Origin of the sequence: Pseudomonas sp. KCJK9000, from assembly GCF_046230725.1 — a bacterium.
Taxonomy (GTDB): Bacteria; Pseudomonadota; Gammaproteobacteria; order Pseudomonadales; family Pseudomonadaceae; genus Aquipseudomonas; species Aquipseudomonas promysalinigenes.
Genome location: NZ_JBJJLN010000056.1, coordinates 1 through 24,480, shown reverse-complemented (window position 1 = coordinate 24,480; position 24,480 = coordinate 1). Strand labels below are relative to the sequence as shown.

General features: G+C 60.6%; 19 protein-coding genes and 3 pseudogenes. 12 read left to right on the top strand and 10 right to left on the bottom strand.

The annotated features are described in order from the left end of the window. The 5 genes and pseudogenes from ACK59H_RS19540 to ACK59H_RS19520 form a co-directional block, all read right to left on the bottom strand. Nucleotides 1-1,060 (bottom strand): annotated as a pseudogene (locus ACK59H_RS19540) (DUF6861 domain-containing protein); the annotation flags it as partial. 324 nt (nt 1,061-1,384) lie between these two features. Beyond that, a pseudogene (locus tag ACK59H_RS19535) lies at nt 1,385-1,549 on the bottom strand (IS256 family transposase); the annotation flags it as partial. Continuing rightward, nucleotides 1,504-1,809: pseudogene (locus ACK59H_RS19530) on the bottom strand (transposase); the annotation flags it as partial. The pseudogenes ACK59H_RS19530 and ACK59H_RS19535, both read right to left, overlap by 46 nt. 327 nt (nt 1,810-2,136) lie before the next feature. Next, nucleotides 2,137-3,396 (bottom strand): DUF2254 domain-containing protein, encoded by a 1,260-nt coding sequence (locus ACK59H_RS19525; RefSeq protein WP_060479349.1) that lies wholly within the window; start codon nt 3,394-3,396, stop codon nt 2,137-2,139. A gap of 97 nt (nt 3,397-3,493) precedes the next feature. Continuing rightward, the gene (locus ACK59H_RS19520; RefSeq protein ID WP_060479348.1) at nt 3,494-4,438 is read right to left on the bottom strand and encodes an AraC family transcriptional regulator; all 945 of its coding nucleotides are present in this window, start codon (nt 4,436-4,438) and stop codon (nt 3,494-3,496) included. A gap of 174 nt (nt 4,439-4,612) precedes the next feature. On the opposite strand from ACK59H_RS19520, the gene ACK59H_RS19515 reads away from it, so the two are divergent. From ACK59H_RS19515 to tadA, 5 genes are all read left to right on the top strand, one after another. Next, nucleotides 4,613-5,047 carry a hypothetical protein gene (locus ACK59H_RS19515; protein WP_060479347.1) on the top strand — a complete coding sequence of 145 codons (435 nt, stop codon included), beginning with the start codon at nt 4,613-4,615 and terminating at the stop codon, nt 5,045-5,047. Nucleotides 5,048-5,066: 19 nt separating this feature from the next. After that, entirely contained in the window at nt 5,067-5,726 is a 660-nt protein-coding gene (locus ACK59H_RS19510) for a hypothetical protein (RefSeq protein WP_060479346.1), read from the top strand. A gap of 99 nt (nt 5,727-5,825) precedes the next feature. Continuing rightward, nucleotides 5,826-7,274, top strand: a complete 1,449-nt coding sequence (locus tag ACK59H_RS19505) for a M48 family metallopeptidase (RefSeq protein WP_409264799.1) — start codon at nt 5,826-5,828, stop codon at nt 7,272-7,274. Nucleotides 7,275-7,363: 89 nt separating this feature from the next. Further along, on the top strand, nt 7,364-8,746 hold the full coding sequence (locus tag ACK59H_RS19500) for a multicopper oxidase family protein (RefSeq protein ID WP_060479344.1): 1,383 nt from the start codon (nt 7,364-7,366) through the stop codon (nt 8,744-8,746). Further along, the gene (tadA, locus tag ACK59H_RS19495) at nt 8,746-9,225 is read left to right on the top strand and encodes a tRNA adenosine(34) deaminase TadA (RefSeq protein WP_060479343.1); all 480 of its coding nucleotides are present in this window, start codon (nt 8,746-8,748) and stop codon (nt 9,223-9,225) included. Before ACK59H_RS19500 ends, tadA begins: the two co-directional genes overlap by 1 nt. 109 nt (nt 9,226-9,334) lie before the next feature. Here the strand turns inward: tadA and mltF are convergent, their stop codons facing one another. Then, nucleotides 9,335-10,792 (bottom strand): membrane-bound lytic murein transglycosylase MltF, encoded by a 1,458-nt coding sequence (gene mltF / locus ACK59H_RS19490; protein WP_060479342.1) that lies wholly within the window; start codon nt 10,790-10,792, stop codon nt 9,335-9,337. A gap of 494 nt (nt 10,793-11,286) precedes the next feature. Here mltF and purL point away from each other — a divergent pair, with 494 nt between their 5' ends. After that, nucleotides 11,287-15,186 carry a phosphoribosylformylglycinamidine synthase gene (purL, locus tag ACK59H_RS19485; RefSeq protein WP_060479341.1) on the top strand — a complete coding sequence of 1,300 codons (3,900 nt, stop codon included), beginning with the start codon at nt 11,287-11,289 and terminating at the stop codon, nt 15,184-15,186. A gap of 3 nt (nt 15,187-15,189) precedes the next feature. Further along, nucleotides 15,190-15,501: a hypothetical protein gene (locus ACK59H_RS19480; RefSeq protein ID WP_060479340.1), complete on the top strand. Its 312-nt coding sequence runs from the start codon at nt 15,190-15,192 to the stop codon at nt 15,499-15,501. Between the two features lie 3 nt (nt 15,502-15,504). Here the strand turns inward: ACK59H_RS19480 and ACK59H_RS19475 are convergent, their stop codons facing one another. From ACK59H_RS19475 to ACK59H_RS19460, 4 genes are all read right to left on the bottom strand, one after another. Further along, entirely contained in the window at nt 15,505-17,520 is a 2,016-nt protein-coding gene (locus tag ACK59H_RS19475; RefSeq protein WP_409264798.1) for an HET-C-related protein, read from the bottom strand. A 126-nt stretch (nt 17,521-17,646) separates the two neighbouring features. After that, the gene (locus tag ACK59H_RS19470) at nt 17,647-19,692 is read right to left on the bottom strand and encodes a PhoX family protein (RefSeq protein WP_409264797.1); all 2,046 of its coding nucleotides are present in this window, start codon (nt 19,690-19,692) and stop codon (nt 17,647-17,649) included. Nucleotides 19,693-19,958: 266 nt separating this feature from the next. Then, the gene (locus ACK59H_RS19465; protein WP_060479337.1) at nt 19,959-20,513 is read right to left on the bottom strand and encodes a murein L,D-transpeptidase family protein; all 555 of its coding nucleotides are present in this window, start codon (nt 20,511-20,513) and stop codon (nt 19,959-19,961) included. 18 nt (nt 20,514-20,531) lie between these two features. After that, a complete protein-coding gene (locus tag ACK59H_RS19460; RefSeq protein ID WP_060479336.1) occupies nt 20,532-21,083 on the bottom strand; it encodes an NUDIX hydrolase in 552 nt (183 codons plus the stop codon). Between the two features lie 126 nt (nt 21,084-21,209). Between ACK59H_RS19460 and ACK59H_RS19455 the strand changes: the two genes are divergently transcribed. The 5 genes from ACK59H_RS19455 (at nt 21,210) to purT (ending at nt 24,408) form a co-directional block, all read left to right on the top strand. Further along, on the top strand, nt 21,210-21,809 hold the full coding sequence (locus tag ACK59H_RS19455) for a CoA pyrophosphatase (protein ID WP_060479335.1): 600 nt from the start codon (nt 21,210-21,212) through the stop codon (nt 21,807-21,809). A 44-nt stretch (nt 21,810-21,853) separates the two neighbouring features. Beyond that, nucleotides 21,854-22,378, top strand: a complete 525-nt coding sequence (locus tag ACK59H_RS19450; protein ID WP_060479334.1) for a gamma carbonic anhydrase family protein — start codon at nt 21,854-21,856, stop codon at nt 22,376-22,378. Further along, the gene (locus ACK59H_RS19445; protein ID WP_060479333.1) at nt 22,371-22,574 is read left to right on the top strand and encodes a DUF1289 domain-containing protein; all 204 of its coding nucleotides are present in this window, start codon (nt 22,371-22,373) and stop codon (nt 22,572-22,574) included. The genes ACK59H_RS19450 and ACK59H_RS19445 overlap by 8 nt, the downstream gene beginning before the upstream one ends. A gap of 108 nt (nt 22,575-22,682) precedes the next feature. Continuing rightward, entirely contained in the window at nt 22,683-23,150 is a 468-nt protein-coding gene (locus ACK59H_RS19440; protein ID WP_060479332.1) for a VUT family protein, read from the top strand. A 76-nt stretch (nt 23,151-23,226) separates the two neighbouring features. After that, nucleotides 23,227-24,408: a formate-dependent phosphoribosylglycinamide formyltransferase gene (gene purT, locus ACK59H_RS19435; RefSeq protein ID WP_060479331.1), complete on the top strand. Its 1,182-nt coding sequence runs from the start codon at nt 23,227-23,229 to the stop codon at nt 24,406-24,408. The last annotated feature ends 72 nt before the right edge of the window (nt 24,409-24,480 follow it).

Below are 24,480 nucleotides of genomic sequence, written 5' to 3'. Positions count from 1 at the left end.
TATCAGGAGCTGCTGCTATAATTTTAGCGAAATATTTTCTCCCTTCCTCGCTAGCCAAATACTCTTGAACTGTTTGGGTGCTTAAACCCTTGGGCTCAAATGTTTTGGCTTTTTGTCGTTTATTTTCCACTGAAGTGAATGTAGGATCCTGCTTGGCGTAAAAATCACGCATCTCAGTTTCACGCGCTAGGGTCTCAAGTGAACTGACGCCTTTGATCTGCAACTCAGGCTGCGCCAGAATCTTCTGCTCATTCTTCGCCAACCAATCCGCAAACTGCCTATTGGAGATCTCCGCCTGAAGCTTGGCGCTGCGCGTTGCAATGCTTTCCATGCTATTCATCACCCCAGCCTTCATCTGGCCGCGAGTGAGGTAGGTGACGATGGCCGTCAACAGCAGCAACACCAATTGCTCCTGCCCACGCGTAAGTTGTCGTGCTGCGCGTTCTGTTCGCTCCTGGATCTGCGCTGAAGAGCCGCCGGTAGGGTCAAGCCCTTCTGGCTTGACCCCGTCGGATGCGTACCAGGCCGTAGCGAGTCCTTCTTGCAGGCTCGCAAGGCAGGTGGGTAAGCCTTGATAGAAATAGTCAGCGATGGCCGCCAAACCCAAACCCATCAGAATCAGGTTGCCCACTTGCAACCCAATCCCGCCTCCAACCATTGCGCCCGGCAGCGCGCCCGCGCCAAAAGCAAGCGAGCCAACCGCGCCGCCGATGGCGCCACCCACCGCCACACTCCCTCCCACAATCATTGAGACTTCTTTAACCAACTCCAGCAGCACTGGCAGGATCTGCTCGATGTTGATGGACGCCCATTTACGGCGAAGATCGGTCTGGATGATCGGTTAGGACAACGTCATGGCGTTACGTACGTTGTCGATGCGGTGCCCACCGAGATAGCCATAAGCCTGGCTGGCTCCATTACTGACACGACGGGTAAAACCATCCCAGCTGTCATGAGCACTCTGCAATCCATGGCTGATGCTCTGGTTTAGCTCGCCGAATTTCTGGTCGAGGTTACGTTCGATATCGTCCCAACTGGGGACATGGGTTAGAAGGTCCATTTACACATCACAGTCCTTGGTGAAGGCGCGCGTTCAGTCAGCGCGCATGCAGGTGTTACAGCGGTCAATAAGCTGAGTAACGTATAGCTTAGTGCCATGTTTGCCGTTGAGACAACCGATAGAATTCCGAACGTGCTGCATTCTTTACGCTCACGCTGCATTACAGCAATAGTGGCAATAAGATGGCGGCTGCTGGTTCAGTTCGCATAACTCGCTGTAACCACTGGAAATATCGAGTTCAATTACCCGCGCTATCGCTTTACTTTTGATCGTGTCCCAGGAAGTGGTGTAACTCATCATGGCTCTGGCCATTGAGTTGGCCGTTTAATTGATCACGGCCGACAGCTTGGCCTGTGGATTATCGCTGACTGCTTCAAAGGCCTCCAACTGCATGTAACGTCGCTGCAGGCACCACTCGTCGTTCTGCTCCAGCAGCATCGCACCTACCAGCCCTGTGATCGCTGGATCGTTGGGGAAGATGCCCACGACGCCCGCTGCGTTGGCAGGCGTGTCAGCACGTCCTTCAGGTAGGCATACGGATCGTGTCCGTTGTTGCGGGCCGACAGGATCAAGCTCATGATCGCGGCGGCGCGTTTAGAGCTGCGTTGAGACCGTGCAAAGAGCCAGTTCTTGCGCCCCAGCGCCTAGCGCCGTATCTGGTACTCGCACCAATTATTATCAATGGGCACAGCCCCGTCATCGTGGTAGCGCTACAGTGCCGTCCAGCTTTTCAGGCTGTAATCCAAGGAATTGCTGATGGTAGAACCGATATGGCATTATTTGTGGTGTTATGAGATTTATGTTTCGTAAATAGATGATATTTATGGGGTATTTCTAGTTGTTGATAATAGAGTGGGAGTGATCCCCTTGGCGCAGCGCGGCAGCCGCTAACCTGCCGCAGATGATCCATCTGTGCGCCATGCCAGTCAGCTAAGCCAATTGGGGCTGCTTAGCAGCCCTATTCAGGTGAACCCGCTTCCACCGCGAATCTGCGAAGGGCTATTACACGGCCCCAGTAGATCAGTAAACGACCTGACTTACCTGACCGGCATTGCCCCTGCGCAAGCCTTGTTGCCTCAACGCGTTCTTGTAGCCTCGATGGCGCAGCGCAGGCGGTGCTTGTCCGATTCCAGTGCCAGCGCCTGTTCGGCGCGCTCGAAGGCCAAGGCGGCCTGTTGCAGCGCGGCGCTGCGAAAGTCTGCATCGCCCAACTGGGCCAGTGCCTGGAGGCATTTTTGCAGGCGTAATTGGATTTCGATATGGGCTGCACCATCTCGGGCGATCAGCATGAAGGCATCTTCGAATACGTCGCTCATCGCCAAAGCAGCTACCTGAACCCTGGGGTAGTCGATGTGTTCCTTCGCGGCAGGTTCGGCGAACAGGCTCAACAGCCGTGTCAGGCGGCCGATGACGTCGATGGCAGTACCGTGATCGTTGAAGGCCTGCGACAGAGCCCGGCAGCCGATTTCGCTCATGACCATCAGGCCGAAACGAGGGTCCTGATCGTAGCTGCGTTCATCGCCAACCGTGAAGCCATCTCTGACGGCTTCAATCAGCGCTTGGTCGTTTGCCCGGCCAGGCGTGGCGCTGAACCAGGCCAGTGGGGTGCTGCTATGCACGAAGCTGCCTGGGATCGCCACCACGTGCACGAAACCCTCATACTCCTCAGCGCACAGCGACAATGCTTGCATGTCGATGAACTGCACATAGCCAACCGTGTTGGCCAGGATCGGCAGTGCGTCCACTGGCAGCGAATCGCCTATCAAGGGCAAGCCCCCCAGGCAGGGGCGCTCGCGCCTTGCGGTGATGGCCTGGTGCGTGGTTTGCTCGACTTTGCGCGTGGTTTCACCGACTTGGCCCAGCCGGGTTAGATGGTCGATCCAGCGTAACAGCGAAACGACGATCAGTGCGATCATCGCCACCGTTACCAGAAACAGCACGAAACGCCCACGATCGCCGTAGGCACCGGTTTTCAAGACCACGATTCCCACCATGCTGAACAGGAACGAGCCAATGAACGTCGACAGCACGTTCTGCGTCAGGGTGTCCTCCATCAGCAGGCGCGTCGCACGAGGCGTGACGTTGCTGGCAGCCGAGCCGTAGGCTGAGGTCATGACGCTGAGCGAGAACGTGGTCACCGCCAGCATGCTCGAAGCGATGATGGTAAGGATGTCATACACCGCATCGGCGCCCATCTCGGTTGCCGGGTGCCAGGGAATGAAGCGCTCAGCCAACGCTGCCAAGAGCGCGGCGGCAACGCCCAACATACCGATCAAGGTCGCACGGACCCATAGGCGTCGCGTGAGTTGAGCCAATATCCATCGCCAGCGTGACATGCATGAGTCCTTATCGTGTTGTGATGCCGCTGGCGCGTTGCGCGTGCCAAGTGACGTTCATCGTGGCACCTTCTGCCCCGAGCGGTGGGTGCATAACCTATTCGCTGCCTGGCGGGTGGCCGAAATGAGCTTTGTAGGCATGGCAGAAGTTCGCGGGGTTGGCATAGCCGACCTGGTAGGCAACCTGCGACACCTGCCAGCGCCGCTCCAGCAAAAGCCGGCGGGCCAACTCCAGGCGTTGCTCGCGCACGTACTGCAGAATAGGCCGGCCAAAGGCTTTGCGAAAAGCCCGGCGCAAGGTGGTTTCGCCCACGCCCAGCTGTCGCGCGAGGCTGGCCGCGGTGGGCGGGGCGCTGAGCTGGGTATCGAGCAGGCGGCGGGCTTCGATGGCCAGGTCACGTAGCCCGCGATCCGGCGTGTGGCTGGGTTGCGCAGGGCCGATAAGGTGCCTAGCCAGTTCCAGGACGATCGCCAAGCTGAGGCTTTCGCAATGCAGGCGCCTGAGCCCGCCGGTGTAGGGCGACAAATACAGTTGCTGCAGCAAGCGACTCACTGCCGGGCACTGCGATAACTGGTCAAAGCGCATGCCATCTGCCGTCAACGCCAGCAAGGGCATCAGCTGTGCTTCATCCTCCACCAGCTCTTGCAGGTAGTGGCCGGCGATTCGAACGCCAGCCATGCGTGCATGGCTGGCGGCAGGCAACTGGTCCTGCGCCTCCAGGCTTTCGCCGAGGCCTAGCAGGTGCAGCTGGCCGGGTGTATAGCGGTTCAATTTGCCGTCGACGGTGTGCTGCCAGGTCCCGTCGAACAGTTGCACGATGCACAGGCTCTGGGGAAGCACCTTGTCGATTTTAAGGGGCTCCGGAAACTGCAGGTTGCAATCGAAGTATTGCAACCCGGCATGCACTGTCTGAGCACGATAGTGGCCGGTCGCGCTACCCATTATTCGGGCCTTGCGGCTGTCCAGCACGCCAGCTTTGGCGAGTACCCCCGGCCTGTCGAAGGAAAAATCAGTGTCCAAGTAGGGGCTGGTCGATGGCATGACGCGAATCATCCTTGGGTGGCAGCGGCGTGTGCAGAAATGGTAACCCCCGCACATTTTTGGCAACAACCATTGTGCTTGACGGCCCATTTGTTGTGCGGCCCAGCCACTGGGGTTGGCAGCCCCGGCGCAGCTGTTTTCAATGGCCGATCGTTTGGCATCAGGATGGTAAAAATGTTCGCTTATCGCAAATGGGCTTTCTTGCTGGTTGCCTCGCTCCTGCTTTGCCTGGGCCAGGCCCAGGCAGAGCAGCGGCCAGAGGTGGCCGAACAGGTGGTTGCCTATATGGGCACGGAGGGCGTCAAAGTGTGGACGCTACGTATCGGCGAGCGTGCTGCTAATCAAGCACTGGTTCAGGTCGAGGGCGTCGATCACGACTGGAACATGCGCATCCAGAAGATGCAGGTGGAAAAGACTGCCAAGGACACCCGCTACTTCACCACCGTGGATGGCAATAAGTTCGTGGTGTTGATCGTTCAGGGTGGCTGGGGCGGTGAGTTGTACTTGCCTGGCGAGCCGCAACCGTTCCAGGTTGGCTACTCCGAAGGGCTGTCGCGTCAAGGCAATGCGCAGGCATTTCTGACCGATTACCTGGCCAAGCAGCAGTGACGTGTGAGGGCGATTGAACATGGCTGAACCTAACGACCCGCTGTCCGAGCTTTCCGGCTCGATCGGCGAAGCCTACGATCAAACCCGTGCTGCCGAGCGGGAACGAGTGATTGCCGAACTCAAAAAGGTGATCGAACGCGTGCCTGAGCAAAGCGAGTTCACCAATTCCCGGCGCTATAAAATCTGGGGGCCGATTCTTCTGGTGGGCGCGCTTGTTCTGCTGGCTGTCACGTTCAACTCGCAGCGCATGGGTGCAGTTATATTTGTGCTGTTTATCGTTTGCATGGCCGCTGCCCTGACCTGGCAGCACCGCAATGCAGGCACCCAGGTGTTCATGCGTCTGACCCGGCGGGAATTGTACGTCGACACCCTGGACGCCCCGGTCGATATGGCCGAGGTCGAGGATATCGCGGTCAAGGATGAAGGCCTGGTCATGGTGCAGACCCTCGAACTGAGCAGCGAAGCTGCGCTGCCCAAGCACCGTGTGGCCAAACTGCAGTTCTTCGGCAACCAGGCGATGGCGTTGAAAAAGCCGCGGCCGCAGATTCGTATCATGTCCGCAGGCCTTGCCTGCAATGGCCGCAAGCTGGGCTACGAGGAGGTGCTGGCGATGCTTGCGGCGTATTGCGATGCGGCCCACGCCCAGCGCCAACTGGAGCTGCTCCAGGCCGATGGCTGACACCGAGCACCTAACGCATCAAGCGCCGTTGCCACTGCAGGCCGACCGCCTTCTGGCGCAGCGGTTCGCGTGTGTGCTGGCCCAGGGTCCAGTGGCTAAATGAAGCGACTGGGTCGGTGCCTGGCCATGCTGCTGTTGCCAGTGGCGCTTTTGCTTTGGAGCTCCGTGCAACATTGGCGGGCTGAAACGGCTCAAGAGCAGGCACGCATCACTCGACAATGGCTGGCAGAACCTAGCGATGCCTTGCTCCAGGCATTGCCTTGGGCCGCGCGTAAACAACTTGCCGGGCGCATCGACACCCGCCAAGTGCTGGAACGGCAGCTGAGCGAGCTCGACAAGGACCGTAATTGGCTCCGCACACGCCAGTGGATGGCTAGCCTGAGCGGCTTGATGGCGTTGGGTGCTTTGATGGCGGGTATCTGCGCCTGGCTCAGGCTCAGGGCCGACGCATGGCGCGCCTTGCGGTCGGCACAGTACTTGCGCCAACGCATGACCGCCAACTGGCGGGTGCTGGGGCGCTGGTTAAGCGCCTATATGGGCTTGCTCGCAGCCTCCCTGGCCGTTTCATTGCTCTACGAAATCAGCGCAGGCGTAAGCAATGCCGCGCAGGGCGGCTTGGCCGTGCTGTTCGTGGTACTACCCCTGGCCGAAGTGCTGATCGTTTGCCTGAATATTTTTTGGCGTTTGAGGCAAAAATGGCCGGGCATGGGGCAGGGTAACGCCAGCTTTCTCGGCCAGGAACTTCAGCGCCAGCAGGCTGGAGCGCTCTGGCAGTGGATCGAAAAGCTGGCTGGGCGGCTGCAGGCGCCGGTGCCGGACCATATCGTGGTCGGGATCGATCAGGGCTTTTTCGTCACCAGCATGCCTATCGTACTGCAACCTGGCCAGTCGGTTCTCAACGGGCGAATCTTGTATCTGCCACTGCCTTATCTGAGCGTGCTGAGCCAGCAAGAGGCTGCCGCGATCATTGGTCATGAGCTTGGGCATTTGCGCAGCCGCGACACAGAGCTGGCCAGCCAGACCAATGTGCGCTTTAGCATGATGTGTGCACAGTTCTCGACCATCGTCGATACCCGCCGGGCGATGCGCTGGGTCGCACAGCCTGTGGAGTGGATGGCTGGGCAATTTCTGCATCGGTTCCAGCTCGCAGTACACCACTGGGGGCGCGCCCAAGAGTTGCTGGCAGATCGCGCGGGTGCTCAGGTGCATGGCGCGCACTTGTTCGTTCAGGCGCTGCTGCGGGCGATTGCCCTAGGCCGCGTGGTCGATGCCTTGTTGCTTGAACAGGGTGGTGCAGGGCTGGCGGTGGCTTTGGATCGGCACCTGCAGCACGTTGCGCTACACCTGGACGAGGCTGTACTCGAGCTGAGCATGGCCCATCCCTTCGATACCCACCCGCCCATCGCCGCGCGGCTCGACAACCTTAACGTGTTGCTTGACGCGCCGCTGCTGCAGGCCGCCCTGCGCCAACCCTCAGGCAGTGACCGGCAGTGGTTCAATCTGCTTTGCCAGGCGCCTGCAAACGAGGGCTGGAGAGACTTCACTTAATATTTCCCATTCGCAGGTGTATCGTATTCGCCCTTCACCGCCAGCCGTGCTGGCAGCTTGATTGCGCTGAACACGAGGTACCCGCACCGATGTCCTTCACCCGTCGACAAATGCTCAAGGGGCTCACCGGCCTGGTTGTTGTAGGCCTGGGCGCCGGTGGCGCGGCGCGTTACTGGTTGGGCAAGGTCGAGGACGACAACGCCGGTCATGACTACGAGTTGATTGCAGCGCCGTTGGACGTCGAACTGGTGCCTGGTTTCAAGACCCAGGCCTGGGCCTTCGGCCCGTCGGCGCCTGGCACCGAGTTGCGGGTGCGTCAGGGTACCTGGTTGCGGGTTCGCTTCATCAACCACTTGCCGGTGGAAACCACCATTCACTGGCATGGCATCCGCCTGCCGCTGGAAATGGACGGGGTGCCTTACGTCTCGCAGTTGCCGGTCAAGCCTGGCGAATATTTCGACTACAAATTCCGTGTGCCGGATGCTGGCAGCTATTGGTACCACCCTCATGTAAGCAGCTCCGAAGAGCTAGGACGCGGGCTGGTCGGCCCGCTGATCGTCGAGGAGCGTGAACCGACCGGCTTTGAGCACGAACGCACGCTCAGCCTGAAAAACTGGCATGTCGACGAGCAGGGTGGCTGGCTGCCCTTCAGCATTCCCCGTGAGGCTGCGCGCAACGGCACCGCAGGGCGGTTGATTACCATCAATGGCCAGGCCGATTCGGTCACCGAGCTACCGGCAGGCCAAGTAGTGCGAGTCCGCCTGCTGAACCTGGACAACACTTGGACCTACCGCATCAACCTAAAGGGTAACTGCGAGGCCAAGATCTACGCCCTCGACGGCAACCCGGTGACCCCAAGGCCACTGGACGACGACTATTGGCTGGGCCCTGGCATGCGGATCTGCCTGGCCATCCGCATCCCTGACCCGGGCGAGGAGATTTCCCTGCGCGACGGCTTCGTGCGCCTGGGCACCCTGCGTTCGGTGGCCAGTAGCGAAGCGCCGGGCGACTGGCCCAAGGCTCTGCCAGCCAATCCGATTGCCGAGCCTGACCTGGAGAATGCCGAGAAACTGAACTTCAATTTCGAGTGGGCAGCCAACGTCACGGTCACACCTGACCCAGACAAACCCTCGAGCATGTGGCAAATCAACGGCCAGGCCTGGGACATCACCGACAAAACCTGTGCCGACCGGCCCATCGCTACCCTTAAGCAGGGCAAGAGCTATATCTTCGAGCTGAAGAACATGACCCAGTACCAGCATCCGATTCATCTGCATGGCATGAGCTTCAAAGTGATCGCCTCCAACCGCCACGACATCAAAGAGCCCTGGTTCACCGACACCTATCTGCTGGGCAAGAACGAGCGTGCCCAGGTGGCCCTGGTGGCGGATAACCCCGGTACCTGGATGTTCCACTGTCACGTCATCGACCACATGGAAACCGGCCTGATGGCCGCGATCGCGGTGGTGTGATGCGCCCGCAGATCATCGATCGCAGCCGCGATCAGGAATTCATGCGGCTGGCCCTGGCGTTGGCTGGTGAGGGCGCAGCCATGGGCGAAGTGCCGGTGGGAGCCGTGCTGGTGCAGCATGGCCAGGTGATCGGCCAAGGTTTCAACCGGCCGATCGCCGACAGTGACCCCAGTGCCCACGCCGAGATGGTGGCGATCCGTGCGGCTGCAAAGTCTGCGAGCAACTACCGCCTGCCGGGCAGCACCCTGTATGTAACCCTGGAGCCGTGCAGCATGTGCGCCGGGTTGATCGTGCATTCTCGAGTGATGCGTGTGGTATTTGGCGCGCTGGAACCCAAGGCAGGCATCGTGCAAAGCCAGGGGCAGTTTTTCGGGCAGGCGTTTCTCAATCACCGGGTGATGGTGGAGGGTGGGGTGCTGGCTGAAGAGTGCGGGCAGATTCTGAGTGACTTCTTCAGGGCGCGCCGAGCCAAGGTTTGAGCTGTGCCGGCATTATCGCGAGTAAACCCGCCCCCACCAGGGCTGGGCATGGTCAGACATGCGCGCCGACCTGGGCAAGCGGCTTAGCCGCGAACAGGCCCTGACAAGGCTACATCGGCGGCGATTGATCCGCCGGCTTGTCTTTGTTGACACCAGGCACATGCAGGTTGCCCTCGGCCACCTGACCTTCGAGCTGCGGCTGGGTCACCCAGGTGAGGATGTCGTAATAGCGGCGGATGTTGGCGACGAAGTGCACCGGCTCCCCGCCACGGGCATAGCCGTACTTGGTTTGCCGGTACCACTGCTTCTGGGCCAGGCGCGGCAGCATCTTTTTCACGTCCAGCCATTTGTTCGGGTTGAGCTTTTCGCGCTTGGCCAGGGTTCTGGCGTCTTCCAGGTGGCCACTGCCGACGTTGTAGGCGGCCAGGGCGAACCAGGTACGGTCAGGCTCCTGGATGCTGTCGTCTAGCTCCTGCTTGATCTTCATGAAGTACTTGGCGCCGCCCTGGATGCTTTGCCTTGGGTCCAGGCGGTTGGATACCCCCATGGCCTGAGCGGTGCGCTGGGTCAGCATCATCAGGCCGCGCACGCCGGTTTTGGAGGTGACCTCCGGCTGCCACATCGATTCCTGGTAGCCGATGGCGGCGAGCAGGCGCCAGTCGACCTGCTCGACTTTGGCATAGCTCTTGAAATGCTTCTCGTACTTGGGCAAACGCTGCTGAAGATGCTGGGCGAACGTATAGGCGCCGACATAGCCGAGTACGTCGACATGCCCGTAGTAGCGATCCTTCAGGCGCTGCAGCGTGCCGTTCTTCTGCGCTTTGTCGAGGAAACGGTTGATTTCGTTGAGCAGGCTATTGTCGTCGCCGGCAGCTACTGCCCAGCGTTGATCACGGGTATCGCCCAGGTCGAAGGCGACCCGCACATTGGGGAAGTAGACCTGGTTCATCGCCAGCTCGTTGGAGTCGACCAAGGTCAGGTCGATCTGCCCCTCATCGACCATGCGCAGCAAGTCGACCACTTCCACCGCGTCGGATTCTTCGTACTCCAGCCCTGGGTACTGTTTTTTCAGCTCGGCCAACTGGTCGGCGTGGCTGCTCCCTTTGAGCACCATGATCTTCTTGCCGACCAGGCCTTTGGCATCGGTGGGGCGGGGGCGACCATTGCGATAGATCACCTGTGGGGTCACTTCCAGATAAGGATGCGAATACCTGACCTGGGCCTTGCGCCGGTCGCTGCTGACCAGGCCAGCTGCTGCCAATACCGGCCCGGACGGTTTGCCTAGCGCGTCGTACAGTTCATCGAGGTTGTCAGCGGTTTCGATTTGCAGCTTGACGCCTAGATCGTCGGCGAAATGCTGCACAAGTTCATATTCGAAGCCGGTTTCGCCATTGCGATCCTGGAAGTAGGTGGCCGGGCTGTTGCGCGTTATGACGCGCAGCACACCGTCCTCCTTCACGCGCTCGAGGGTGCTGGGTTTTTCAACGCAGGCACCGAGCAGCAGAAAGAGTCCGGTTGCAAGAAGCCATTTGGCGCAACGCTGGCGCAAAGCAGTGTGGGCGAACATAGGATGCAGTATACGCAAAGGACTGGCCGTGCCATATCTCGACAACGGTTAGCTTGTCTGGTAGCGGGTTATGTGGTTGGGTTATGCCATTGGAGAGATGGCGCCTATGAGATCGAGCGCCGCCCGCGCGGCGCATCGCGAGCTTTGCTCGCTCCTACGTTTGTTTCGGGCCAGTAACGCCTGTGACAGGCGCGCGCGACCGCCTGGTTCATACGACGCGATACCGCGCCATGCACAAAGGCGTCCGCGCGCAAATCCCACAGGCATAATTGGCCCGAAACAAACGTAGGAGCGAGCAAAGCTCGCGATGCGCCGCGCGGGCGGCGCTCGATCTCATAGGCGCAGAATTTCCCCAGCCAACCCCCGCAGATTTCTGACCCGCAAGTCCGGTTCCGCCGCCCGGCAGCCGTGGCTCACAGCGGGTGCCGAAAGCGCTCGAATTAGGCTAGAATGCACGGCCTCTAAGCACACCCCTTCCTGAGGCTGTCCCGACGATGTTGATCCTGCGCGGCGCTCCTGCCCTTTCTGCCTTTCGCCACGGTAAATTACTCGAGCAACTGAGCCAGAAAGTCCCCGCTGTTACTGGTTTGTATGCCGAATTTGCCCACTTCGCCGATGTTGAAGGCGAACTGACCGCCGACCAGCAGCAGGTGCTGGGCCGTCTGCTCAAGTACGGCCCCAGCGTGCCGGTACAGGAGCCGACCGGCCGCCTGTTCCTCGTCGTGCCGCGCCTGGGCACCATTTCGCCCTGGGCCAGCAAGGCCAGCGACATCGCCCACAATTGCGGCTTGCAGTCGATCCAGCGCCTGGAGCGCGGCATTGCCTATTATGTAGCCGGTGACCTGAGCGACGCCGATGCCGAGCTGGTCGCTGCCGAGCTGCACGACCGCATGACCCAGCGCGTGCTGGCCAAGCTGGAGCAGGCAGCCGATCTGTTCAGCCACGCTCAGCCCAAGCCAATGACTTCGGTCGATATCCTCAGCGGTGGCCGTGACGCCTTGGCCAAGGCCAACATCGACCTAGGCCTGGCTCTGGCCGAAGACGAGATCGATTACCTGGTCAACGCCTTCCAGGGCCTCAAGCGCAACCCGAACGACATCGAACTGATGATGTTCGCCCAGGCCAACTCCGAGCATTGCCGTCACAAGATTTTCAACGCCAGTTGGGACATCGACGGCCAGGCACAGGAAAAGAGCCTGTTCGGCATGATCAAAAACACCTACCAGATGCACAACGAAGGCGTGCTCTCGGCCTACAAGGACAACGCCTCGGTCATCGTCGGTAGCGTTGCCGGGCGCTTCTTCCCGAACCCTGAAACCCGTCAATACGGTGCGGTGCAGGAGCCTGTGCATATTCTGATGAAGGTCGAAACGCACAACCACCCAACCGCGATCGCCCCATTCTCCGGCGCCTCCACCGGCTCCGGTGGCGAAATCCGCGACGAAGGCGCGACCGGCCGTGGCGCCAAGCCTAAAGCCGGCCTGACCGGCTTCACCGTGTCCAACCTGCGCATTCCGGGCTTCGAGCAGCCGTGGGAGCAGGCCTACGGCAAGCCAGAGCGCATCGTCGATGCCCTGGACATCATGATCGAAGGCCCACTGGGCGGCGCTGCGTTCAACAACGAATTCGGGCGCCCGGCTCTGACCGGGTACTTCCGTACCTTCGAGCAGGCCATCGCCACCCCCCACGGTGAAGAAGTACGCGGCTACCACAAGCCGATCATGCTCGCAGGCGGTATGGGCAACATCCGTGAAGATCACGTACAGAAGGGCGAGATCACTGTCGGCGCCAAGCTGATCGTGCTCGGCGGCCCGGCCATGCTCATCGGTCTGGGCGGCGGCGCGGCCTCCTCGGTGGCCACCGGTGCAAGCTCCGCTGACCTGGACTTTGCCTCGGTACAGCGCGAAAACCCGGAAATGGAGCGCCGTTGCCAAGAGGTCATCGACCGTTGCTGGCAGTTGGGTGACAAGAACCCGATCGCCTTCATCCACGACGTGGGTGCCGGCGGTATTTCCAACGCGTTCCCTGAACTGGTCAACGACGGCGGCCGTGGCGGGCGCTTCGAGCTGCGCAACGTGCCCAACGACGAGCCGGGCATGGCCCCGCACGAAATCTGGAGCAACGAATCCCAGGAACGTTACGTGCTGGCGGTAAGCGCCGAGGACTTCGAGCGCTTCCAGGCGATCTGCGAACGTGAGCGTTGCCCGTACGCGGTGGTCGGCGAGGCTACCGAAGAGCAACACCTGACCGTCACCGACAGCCACTTCGACAACACTCCGGTGGACATGCCGCTCGATGTGCTGCTTGGCAAGCCGCCGCGCATGCACCGTTCGGTTACCCGCGAGGCCGAGTTGGGCGACGATTTCGACCCGAGCCAACTTGACCTGGACAGCGCCGTGCAGCGCGTGCTCAGCCACCCTGCAGTGGCCAGCAAGAGCTTCCTGATCACCATTGGCGACCGTACCATCACCGGCCTGGTTGCCCGTGACCAGATGGTCGGCCCGTGGCAGGTCCCGGTAGCGGACTGCGCCGTCACTGCCACCAGCTTCGACGCCTACACCGGTGAAGCCATGGCCATGGGCGAGCGCACGCCGTTGGCGCTGCTGGACGCCCCGGCTTCGGGCCGTATGGCAATTGGCGAGACCATCACCAACCTGGCTGCTGCCCGTATCGACAAGCTGTCGGACATAAAGTTATCGGCCAACTGGATGTCCGCTGCCGGCCACCCAGGTGAAGACGCGCGCCTGTACGACACCGTCAAGGCCGTGGGCATGGAGCTGTGCCCGGAATTGGGCATTACCATTCCGGTCGGCAAAGACTCGATGTCGATGAAAACCAAGTGGAGCGAAGACGGCGTCGAGAAGAGCGTTACCTCGCCGATGTCGCTGATCATCACCGGCTTCGCTCCGGTTGCCGACATTCGCCAGACCCTGACCCCGCAACTGCGCATGGACAAGGGCGAGACGGACCTGATCCTGATCGACCTGGGCCGTGGCAAGAACCGCATGGGTGCCTCGATCCTGGCTCAGACCTACGGCAAGATCGCGGCCCAGGCACCGGATGTCGACGATGCCGAAGACCTCAAGGCGTTCTTCGCCGTGATCCAGGGCCTGAACGCCGACGGTCATCTGTTGGCCTACCACGACCGTTCCGATGGCGGCCTGCTGACCACCGTGCTGGAAATGGCCTTTGCCGGCCACTGCGGCCTCGACCTGCAACTCGATCCTCTGACCGACAGCAAGGCTGACGTGGCTGCCATCCTCTTCAACGAAGAGCTGGGTGCGGTCATTCAGGTTCGCCAGGATGCCACGCCAGACGTGTTGGCGCAGTTCAGCGCTGCCGGCCTTGGTGAACAATGCGTTGCAGTCATCGGCAAGCCGATCAACAACGGCGAAGTGTCCATCAGCCTCAACGGCGAAGTGCTGTTCGACGACGAGCGCCGCATGTTGCAGCGCCAGTGGGCCGAAACCAGCTACCAGGTTCAGCGCCTGCGTGATAACGCCGATTGCGCAGACCAGGAGTTCGACCTGCTGCTGGAGGAAGATAACCCAGGCCTGTCGGTCAAGCTGGGTTACGACGTCAATGACGACGTGGCAGCGCCCTACATCAAGACGGGCGTGCGTCCTCAAGTGGCCATCTTGCGCGAGCAGGGCGTCAACGGCCAGGTTGAAATGGCAGCTGCCTTCGATCGTGCAGGTTTTGCAGCCGTCGATGTGCATATGAGCGATATCCTTGCCGGCCGCGTCGATTTCGAGGCCTTCAAGGGCTTGGTTGCCTGCGGTGGCTTCTCTTACGGTGACGTACTCGGTGCCGGTGAGGGCTGGGCGAAGTCGGCACTGTTCAACGCCCGCGCCCGCGATGCCTTCCAGGCATTCTTCGAGCGCGCCGACAGCTTTGCCCTGGGCGTGTGCAACGGTTGCCAGATGATGTCCAACCTGCACGAGCTGATTCCGGGCACCGAGCACTGGCCGCACTTCGTGCGCAACCGCTCGGAGCAGTTCGAGGCACGCGTGGCCATGGTCGAGGTGCAGAAGTCCAACTCCATTTTCCTCCAGGGCATGGCAGGCTCCCGTATGCCAATTGCCATCGCCCATGGTGAAGGCCATGCCGAGTTCGCCAGTGAAGACGCACTGCTGGCGGCCGATGCGTCTGGCTGCGTGGCCCTGCGCTATGTCGACAACCACGGCAAGGTAACCGAAGCCTACCCGGCCAACCCGAACGGATCGCCACGTGGTATCACCGGCCTCACCAGCCGCGATGGCCGCGTGACCATCATGATGCCGCACCCGGAACGTATGTTCCGCGCCGTGCAGAACTCCTGGCGCCCCGATGAGTGGCAGGAAGATGCCGCGCTGATGCGTATGTTCCGTAATGCGCGGGTGTGGGTGAACTAAGGCGTGTACAAGCTCGCCTTCTTCGTCCCGGCCAGCCATGTCGAAGAGGTCAAGGCTGCAGTATTCGCCGCTGGTGGTGGGCGGATCGGCGGCTATGACCACTGTGCCTGGCAGACCTTGGGCCAAGGCCAGTTTCGCCCACTGGACGGTAGCCAGCCGTTTCTTGGGCAAACTGGCCAGGTCGAGGTGGTCGAGGAGTGGAAGGTGGAGCTGGTGGTGGCCGATGACCTGATTGATCAGGTCGTCGCTGCCCTCAGGCAGAGCCACCCGTATGAGACGCCAGCCTATGAAGTCTGGCGGCTCCACGACCTTTAGGCGTCATCCAAACGGAAACGCATTGCTGATAATTTCCGAAACCGTGTTAGGGGCGTTTCGGAAGCTCTCGCCCAGTACCCTGACCCTTTCCTGTTCCTCCTTCTCCAGTTGCTTCTGCAGTTCTGCCAAGTCGCCAATGCTACCTGCGAGGCGAATCTTTTCTTTGGTACGCGCCCGGTCCATGGCTTCCCATGCCGCGACGATGTCGTCATGCCAGTTGTCATCATTGGGGTGCAGAATGAACGCCACGGCTACGCTAGCGGGGTCGCGTTCGGTGTTGCCCTGCCAGTATTCATACATCGCCTGACCAACCATCTGCACCGCATAGGTCGCCAGATACGCCGCCAAGTCGTGAAACGGATGCGTGTCGTGGTCTTTGGCCAGTTGTGAGTGGGTAGGATGCAAGCCAGGTACGACATTGGGGTTATGCCCGGAAAGGGTCTGGAACTCGTCAACATTGTCGCCTACCCAACTCAGCAGCCCCTGAATCACCGCATTGTTAGCATTCTGCAGCATGGCAAGTGGCGTTTTTGCCACCCAACTGGCTGCTTCATACAGACCGTAAAGCGGACTTTCTGCCGCGTCATCGCGTATCTTGAGAAATGCCTGGAGCAGCTTGAGCGGTGTATCGCTTTGGTGCTCTTCGAGCAGTATCAGCAGTACTTTTTCCACATCGCTTCGATCGCCCGGCCGAGTGCGCTTGAAGTCGAGCGTTTGCACCTCGAAAAGGATTTTGCCCAACGGTTCGGCGATGCTGGCGACCACATCCAGCCCACCAAACATGCCAGTCACCACGGGCAGCCGATGTTTGCAGTCAGTTTCGGTAGTCCAAGGCAGCACGTCATGGCCACGCTTGCGCAAACACAGTTCGACGAAGTTGGAGTGTGCAAAATAGTCCTCGAGCACATGCAACGCTTCGCCAAAATAACGCCTGCCCTCGATGCTGTTACCCGCCAGCATGGCGTCGATCAGCTTTTGACGCATGTAACTTGTGGCATTGTCTATATAGCTACTGAGCGAGCGTTGCGCGTCCACTTCCAGTAACGCGTGGCCGTGGGAAACCAAGGGCTCGAAGTCGCTATCGATTTCCCGTGGGTCGGTCGCATCGGCCGAGGGGTTCAGCGGGTTGTCGATATGTTTGCTGGGGCGGTAAACCCCCAGCATTTCTGGGACCACGGTATACGCCTGACGACCCTCAGGTGTGTCCTGCAGGTCGTGAAACTCCTTGAGCGCCAGCAGATCGACCAGTTGAGTCAGAGCGCTGCGCGAGAGCTTCGAAGGGAAGTTCTTGGGGGCATCGGGCTTGCGCACCAGCTTGGGATCAAGCAACTGCGAATAGTCACGCAGCCAGTTACCAAAGTAGATGCTACGGCGCTCCTCATCCGTGAAGCCGACAGATGCCAAGCCTTTCTCCAAGGATTCATGCCCAAATGAGCCAGGTTCGTCCCCTGGGCCTGCAGAGAAGTTCTGCGGTATCGGGACGGGCTGGAGCGGGGGTATGGTCAGGCGTACGGCTTGATTGTCGTACATACCGAACACTGTCCCATCTTCGATCTTGGGCCCGTAAAAGAACATCATGGCGGCATAATCGGCGCCAATCTGTTCGAGCCCTGGGTTTTCGATATCTTGTGAATGGTCGGCGAAGTCTTGTTTGATCACTTGGTACAGATAGTTGCCGAATGCGCTGGCCAGCGCGTTGTACAGGTATGCACTGTCGATATCGTGCGCGCGGGCCTGCATCAATGCCGGCTCGGTCACCCAGATCGTGCGGCTATCGCTGTCATAGTGGGCAAGGGATGTACTCTGCGCCTCGACCCGATACTGCGGATTGGCTATGGCACCCTCACACAGTGCAGTCTGCAGTTTTTGGCAGGCGTGAGAGGAAACGTGCGAACCGAATACTGACATGATCAGCACGCTGAACAGTGTTTCGTCGGTGCTCTTTGCCACAGATTGCAAGCGTTCGAGCATGTAGTCGCTATGCAGTGCAGGCTGGTTAACTTCGGTTTCAGAGGACATGAGCGTCGTTCAATGGAGAATTGGACGCCCAGCCTCGTCCAGCGGCCCGCCTGGTTGAACAGAGCAGCATTACCTACCCAGGAAAGCCGACCTTCTCAACACCTGCTTGCTGCCTGCTAGGCCTGGTCAGATAGTTCCGATCTGGCCGCCATCGTCACGCTGAATCACCACCGTTGATGCCCGGGGCCTGACCTTGGTGCCGGAGGGCGCGGCGTCTGTCGCCATGTCGCTGTACGGCCAGTTTTCCGGATGCTGGATGTTGATGAACAGGGTCTTGTTGTCCGGTGTGAAGGTTATACCCGTCACCTCGCAGCCGTTTGGCCCGACGAAAAACCGGCGCAGGGCCGACTGATTTTGGGCATCGATTGGTATCTGCTTGCCGTTGGCATCGATCAGTCCGGTGGGAATCACGGCCAACAGTTGGTCGTTTGTATAGTCTGTGAGCGTATGCTCGCTGTTGTCGGTCTCAAACCACAGCACGCCACGGCTATCGAAGCTCATGCCGTCGGGGCTGGCGAACTGATTGAGCTCACTGAGCCCCGAGCGGTTGATGTCTGCCGTGCCGGTGGCGTTGGCGCCAAAGACGAAGATGTCCCAGGTAAAGCTCTGGTGATCGTCGCTGTCATGCCAGCGGATGATATGGCCGTGGCGGTTCGGACCCCGCGGGTTTGCGGCATCGACCTTCTCCGGGGTGCGCACACTATTGTTGGTCAGGGTCAGGTAGGCATCGCCATTGAGCGGGTTGACGGCTGTCCACTCGGGGCGGTCCATAGGCGTGGCGCCAACGGCATCGCCAGCACCTCGGGTATTGAGGATGATGCCAGCGAGGTCACCGTACAATGCGCCGAGGGTGCTACCGGCGGTAGTGGGGGTGTTCACGTCGAGCGGCAGCCAAGCGCCAGTGCCGTCGGCATCGAAGCGGGCGACGTACAGAGTGCCGTGGTCCAGGTACTTGGCACCGGTTTTGAGCCGGTCGGCCGGGGTGGCATCAGCCGCGTCCCACAGGGCTGCGGACACCCATTTGTACAGGTACTCGTTATTCGAGTCGTCACCCATGTACCAGACCAGCGGCTTGCCGACCTCCGGCAGGCCCGGGCAGCAGCCTTCATGGCGGAAACGCCCCAGGGCCGTGCGCTTGGTGGCCAGGGTGTCGCTGTTGTACGGGTCGATTTCGACGATGTAGCCAAAAGTGCTGGCTTCGTTACGGTAGTCTTCGCTGGCGTGAGCGCCTTTGGCGGTGACATCGAAGCGGGCGAACTCGTCATCCACTTCAGTGCTGTCACCGGCAGCGCTTTCCCACTGATACTGGCCATTGGCGGTGCCCACGCCGATACGGCGCTGATCGTCCGGGCGTAAGCCTCTGTTAACGAAAATGCCTGGCCAGTTCTCTTCGCAGGTCAGATAAGTACCCCACGGCGTGTAGCCATTGCCGCAGTTGTTATTGGTACCGCGACAGTGGATACCGTCGGCCGAATACTTGGTTTTGACGTGGCTGGTGCCGCGCATCGGCCCGGTCAGCTCCATACGCGACGCCGTAGTGAATCGGCGGTTGAGCGGGTCGTTTTCGACCACCTGCCAGCGGCCGTTGATGTTCTTCAGGCGGACCACACCAGCGCCGTGGGCGTTGATTTCTTTGCGTACTTCTTCAGCAGGGCGCTTGCCGCTGGCGTCGACGGTTGGACCGTTGGGGTGCAGGGCAGCGGTGTCGATGTATTCGAAGTTGATCGCCAGCAGACCGTCCTGTGAACTGCCGTTGATTGGGAAAAAGTGCATGCCGTCGTGGTGCATGCCCATGGCATTGGCTTGGTCGACCGACGTGTTGCTGCCGTCGGCTCTCCAGGGGCTGGCCTTGCCATTGAGTGGTGTGCCCCAGGGCGCGAGCACGTAGGCACTGTAGCCGGCAGCAACCACGCAGGCGTCGGTACGCGAGCCAGCAATGGACTGGAAGCCCAGTGCCAGTTTCGGCTTATCGGGTTGGGGGGAGGGCGGTTGGGGAGAGACAGGCTCGCTGTCCAGGCAGCCGGTCAGACCGGTGCCGGCAATCATGGCTATGGCTGCGCCCAGGCTGCCGCGGATCACGCTGCGACGGCTCAGGTAAGCGTCCATGACGCTGGCCATCGGCAGGTTGGTGCTGTGATTGCGGTCCAGGTTGTCGCCGGTGTCTCGACTCATCAGGGTGTCCTTGTGGTGATTGAGTAGTCGCGAACCCGGACTTTATGGCGTTACTGTGACGATTCGTGGGTCGAAATGGCTAAGGGGCTGGCAAGTTGCACATTGTCGGCAGCAGAGCTTGGATGCGCCTGCCTTGAGGCGGGCGGCAGCTTTAAAATCGAGTGCTGATCATTCCACGGCAGACGTGGCAGAGGTTGCGCAGAATTCGGCAGGCCTTTGGCAGAGAGGGCGGAGAGTCTTGCAGGCTCAATCCATGTTGTGGACGATCACGGACGAATCTCGATCAAAGTGCCGTCGCGAACCAGGTCCCACACTTCTCGCATGTCGCTGTTGCGCATGGCGATGCAACCATCGGTCCAATCGAGGGTGTGGAAGTACCATTCAGGGTAGTCATCGTTGATCGGCGTGCCATGGATCATGATCATGCTTCCGGCACTCCAGCCCTCGCGGTTGGCGCGGGCGGCATCGCTGATGTTCGGGTAGGTGATGTGCATGGCCAGATTGAAACGGTCGCTCTGCTTGCGCCAGTCCAGCCAGTACAGCCCTTCAGGGGTCTTTTTGTCGCCTTCGCGCTCTTTGGCACCTTTAGGTTGTTTACCCAACGAGATGCGGTAGGTCTTCAACGGCTCGCCACGGCTGATCAGCTGCAGGCGCCGTTCGGACTTGATCACCAGCACCTTGTCGATCAGCGGCTGCATCGCCGTCTGCGAGTGTGACTGCGTTGGCGCCGGCGGTTGCGGCTTGCGGATGATGACTTCCGTGAATGCCGCCTGTGATGCAGTGGCAACGCAAAGGCAGAAAAGGGCGAACAACCAACGCATGAAACAGTACCTGCAGGCTCAAGGGATGGGCGAGACGTTCATCGGCGGCAGGTATTCATGGCCTATCGGGTAGTGCTGCCTGATGCGGTCGCGATAATAGCATTCTAGTGTGCGCGTGACGGTGCGGAAAGCCAGCTCGTTCCAGGGGATTTCGTGCTCCTCGAACAGCCGAACTTCCAGGCTTTCGACGCCGACGTCGAACGCCAGGTTGGCCAGCTCGGCACGGAAGAACACATGCACCTGATTGATATGCGGCAGGTCGAACAGCTGGTACAGGGTCATCTGCGCGACCCGGGCGCACGCCTCTTCGGCCGTTTCGCGACGGGCCGCCTCATCGAGGGTCTCGCCGTTTTCCATGAAGCCAGCCGGCAGCGTCCAGAAGCCGCGGCGCGGCTCTATGGCACGGCGGCACAACAGTACCTGGCTGCCCCATGTGGGTAACACCCCGGCAACGATGTTGGGGTTCTGGTAATGAATGGTCTGGCAATGCTCGCAGACGAACCGTAGGCGGCTGTCGCCTTCGGGGATCCGCTGAATGACCGGTTGGCCGCACGCGCTGCAGAATTTCATGCTTTTATTCCTAGTGGACCGGCTTATCTTGGCGTGCCGGGCGGTCCTGCTGCAAGCGTGCGGGGCTTGGGTGCGTCGCGGCTTTGGTGCATCATGCGAGGCAGGCCTTGGATACGAGAGTGCGCAATGCTGGACGAGCTACTTCGCCGTATGAGCAACCACCAACCCGCTTCACTGGAAACCGACCGAAGGTTCCCCGAGGCGGCGGTACTTTTGCCCATCACCCGCAGCGAAGCGCCCGAACTGGTACTGACCTTGCGTGCCAAGGGGCTGTCGACCCACGGCGGCGAAGTAGCCTTCCCGGGAGGGCGACGCGATCCGGAAGACCCAGACCTGGTGTTTACCGCCTTGCGTGAGGCCGAGGAAGAAATCGGTCTGCCACCTGGCTTGGTGGAGGTGATCGGCCCGCTCAGCCCCCTGGTATCACTGCACGGACTGAAGGTGACGCCGTTCGTCGGTTTGATACCGGATTTCGTCGAATACCGCGCCAATGACGCGGAAATAGCGGCAGTCTTCAGCGTGCCACTGGAGTTCTTCCGTCAGGACCCGCGTGATCATACTCATCGCATCGATTATCAGGGCCGCAGCTGGTATGTGCCCAGTTATCGCTATGGTGAGTACAAGATTTGGGGGCTCTCGGCGATCATGATCGTCGAACTGGTCAATCTGCTGTTCGACGCCGGAATCAGCCTGCACCAACCCCCTGAGCGCTACATCGAAATCTGAGCCGGGCACACCCTGCCGTCTGCGTGAACCTCTGAGGATCGAACATGAAATACCGCCTGGGCGACCATCGGGTCGAATGTCACCCCACCAGCTGGACTGCACCCAACGCCACCCTGATCGGCAAGGTGCGCCTGCAGGCCCGTGCCAGCGTGTGGTTCGGTGCCGTGCTGCGCGGTGACAACGAGCTGATCGACATCGGTGAAGACAGCAATGTCCAGGACGGGACCGTGATGCACACCGATATGGGCTCGCCGCTCACTTTGGGCAAGGGTGTAACCATTGGCCACAACGCCATGCTGCATGGCTGCACGGTGGGCGATTACAGCCTGATCGGCATCAATGCAGTCATTCTCAATGGCGCACGCATTGGCAAGCACTGCATCATCGGCGCCAATGCGCTGATTCCCGAAGGCAAGGATATACCCGACGGTTCACTGGTGATGGGCTCGCCTGGCAAAGTGGTGCGCGAGCTGACCGAGCAGCAAAAGCGCATGCTGGAGGCCAGCGCCGCGCACTATGTGCACAATGCCGAACGTTATGCCCGTGAGTTGGTGGCTGACGATGAGTGACGTGATAGTCGAGCGGCCGGTGCCGTCGCCCTGCGTGAGCATTTGCGCCCTGGACGAACAGGATGTGTGCACGGGGTGCCAACGCACGGTGGCCGAGATCGGCCGCTGGGGGCGGATGGACAATACCGAGCGGCGGGCGGTGCTCCAGCTTTGCCATGAGCGGGCGGTGGCGGCCGGGTTGATCATCGGGGCGTGACGGTACGCCGGTTGTAGCCCCTGCAACAGGTTCGATCTGTGTGGGGGTGGGTTTACCCGCGAACGAGCCAGCGGTAATCTGCCGGGCTTGCCCACAGAAAACTACCCCATGATCTATCTCATTGCCTATATCAGTAGCGTGGTGCTGATCAACTACGCCTTCTCGAGCGCTCCGCACCTGGACATCATCTGGTCCTGTTGGGGCGGGCTGGTGTTCATCCTGCGTGACATGGTGCAAACCCGCTATGGCCATGGCGCGCTAATTGCCATGCTGATGGCCCTGGTGCTGTCGTACGCGACCTCTGAGCCGGCCATTGCTTTGGCCAGCGCCACCGCGTTCTTCGTCTCCGAGCTTATCGACTGGTTAGTGTTCAGCATCACTCGCCGGCCGCTGCGTGACCGTTTGTGGTTAAGCTCAGCGTTGAGCATTCCGGTGGATACCTTCATCTTCTTCGGCATGATTGGCGCCCTGACTCCAGCGGTGATCGGCACCGCCATGGCATCGAAGTTCGCCGGTGTCACGGCCGTGTGGCTGGCCATGGCATTTCGTGCGCGGCGGGCCGCTGTGGCGGGTTGATGGTGTAGAATATCGGTCCTTTTTCAGCGGGCCTTGCCAAGCCTGGCGCGGCCCCGGACGCCTTCGAGGACCTGAAATGACCCGTATCGGAACCCCATTGTCGCCAACCGCGACCCGTGTACTGCTCTGCGGCTGTGGCGAGCTGGGCAAGGAAGTGGTGATCGAGCTGCAGCGCCTGGGCGTCGAAGTGATCGCCGTCGACCGCTATGCCAATGCCCCGGCCATGCAGGTGGCCCACCGCAGCCATGTGGTCAACATGCTCGATGGTGTGGCCCTGCGTGCGATCATCGAAGCGGAAAAACCGCACTTCATCGTGCCGGAAATCGAAGCGATCGCCACCGCCACCCTGGTCGAGCTGGAAAACGAAGGCTTCAATGTGGTGCCCACCGCTCGGGCAACCCAATTGACCATGAACCGCGAAGGTATCCGCCGCCTGGCTGCCGAAGAGCTTGACCTGCCAACCTCGCCGTACCATTTCGCCGACACTTACGAAGACTACGCGGCAGCCGTGGCCGATGTCGGCTACCCCTGTGTGGTCAAGCCGGTGATGAGTTCCTCGGGCAAGGGGCAGAGTCTGCTGCGCAGCGACGCTGACCTGCAGCAGTCCTGGGCTTATGCCCAGGAGGGTGGGCGTGCCGGCAAAGGCCGAGTGATCATCGAAGGCTTCATCGATTTCGACTACGAGATCACCTTGCTGACCGTGCGCCACGTGGGCGGCACCACCTTCCTGGAGCCGGTCGGGCACCGTCAGGAAAAAGGCGATTACCAAGAGTCCTGGCAGCCACAGGCCATGAGCGAGAAAGCCCTGGCCGAGTCGCAGCGTGTGGCCAAAGCGGTGACCGATGCACTGGGGGGTCGTGGTCTGTTTGGTGTGGAACTGTTCGTCAAGGGCGACCAGGTGTGGTTCAGCGAAGTGTCACCGCGCCCTCATGATACTGGCCTGGTGACGCTGATTTCCCAGGACCTCTCGCAATTCGCGCTGCATGCCCGCGCCATTCTTGGCCTGCCAATTCCGGTGGTGCGCCAGTTCGGCCCGTCGGCTTCGGCGGTCATCTTGCCGCAAGGCCAGTCGCAGCAGACCAGCTTCGCCAACCTGGGCGCGGCCCTGAGCGAGCCGGACACCGCCATCCGCCTGTTCGGCAAGCCGGAAATCAACGGCACCCGGCGGATGGGTGTGTGCCTGGCGCGCGATGAGTCGGTCGAAGCAGCGCGGGCCAAAGCGACCCGTGCCTCGCAGGCGGTGAAAGTCGAGTTCTGATGCGACGCCGCAGGGGCCGCAATGCGGCCCCAATCATTCACAGCTCGGTATCGCGCGTTTCTTTCAGGAACA

Coding starts and splice junctions, on each gene's coding strand:
- ACK59H_RS19525 (WP_060479349.1), bottom strand. CDS start 3,396: ATGTCACGCTGGCGATGGATATTGGCTCAACTCACGCGACGCCTATGG.
- ACK59H_RS19520 (WP_060479348.1), bottom strand. CDS start 4,438: ATGCCATCGACCAGCCCCTACTTGGACACTGATTTTTCCTTCGACAGG.
- ACK59H_RS19515 (WP_060479347.1), top strand. CDS start 4,613: ATGTTCGCTTATCGCAAATGGGCTTTCTTGCTGGTTGCCTCGCTCCTG.
- ACK59H_RS19510 (WP_060479346.1), top strand. CDS start 5,067: ATGGCTGAACCTAACGACCCGCTGTCCGAGCTTTCCGGCTCGATCGGC.
- ACK59H_RS19505 (WP_409264799.1), top strand. CDS start 5,826: ATGAAGCGACTGGGTCGGTGCCTGGCCATGCTGCTGTTGCCAGTGGCG.
- ACK59H_RS19500 (WP_060479344.1), top strand. CDS start 7,364: ATGTCCTTCACCCGTCGACAAATGCTCAAGGGGCTCACCGGCCTGGTT.
- tadA (WP_060479343.1), top strand. CDS start 8,746: ATGCGCCCGCAGATCATCGATCGCAGCCGCGATCAGGAATTCATGCGG.
- mltF (WP_060479342.1), bottom strand. CDS start 10,792: ATGTTCGCCCACACTGCTTTGCGCCAGCGTTGCGCCAAATGGCTTCTT.
- purL (WP_060479341.1), top strand. CDS start 11,287: ATGTTGATCCTGCGCGGCGCTCCTGCCCTTTCTGCCTTTCGCCACGGT.
- ACK59H_RS19475 (WP_409264798.1), bottom strand. CDS start 17,520: ATGTCCTCTGAAACCGAAGTTAACCAGCCTGCACTGCATAGCGACTAC.
- ACK59H_RS19470 (WP_409264797.1), bottom strand. CDS start 19,692: ATGAGTCGAGACACCGGCGACAACCTGGACCGCAATCACAGCACCAAC.
- ACK59H_RS19465 (WP_060479337.1), bottom strand. CDS start 20,513: ATGCGTTGGTTGTTCGCCCTTTTCTGCCTTTGCGTTGCCACTGCATCA.
- ACK59H_RS19460 (WP_060479336.1), bottom strand. CDS start 21,083: ATGAAATTCTGCAGCGCGTGCGGCCAACCGGTCATTCAGCGGATCCCC.
- ACK59H_RS19455 (WP_060479335.1), top strand. CDS start 21,210: ATGCTGGACGAGCTACTTCGCCGTATGAGCAACCACCAACCCGCTTCA.
- ACK59H_RS19450 (WP_060479334.1), top strand. CDS start 21,854: ATGAAATACCGCCTGGGCGACCATCGGGTCGAATGTCACCCCACCAGC.
- ACK59H_RS19445 (WP_060479333.1), top strand. CDS start 22,371: ATGAGTGACGTGATAGTCGAGCGGCCGGTGCCGTCGCCCTGCGTGAGC.
- ACK59H_RS19440 (WP_060479332.1), top strand. CDS start 22,683: ATGATCTATCTCATTGCCTATATCAGTAGCGTGGTGCTGATCAACTAC.
- purT (WP_060479331.1), top strand. CDS start 23,227: ATGACCCGTATCGGAACCCCATTGTCGCCAACCGCGACCCGTGTACTG.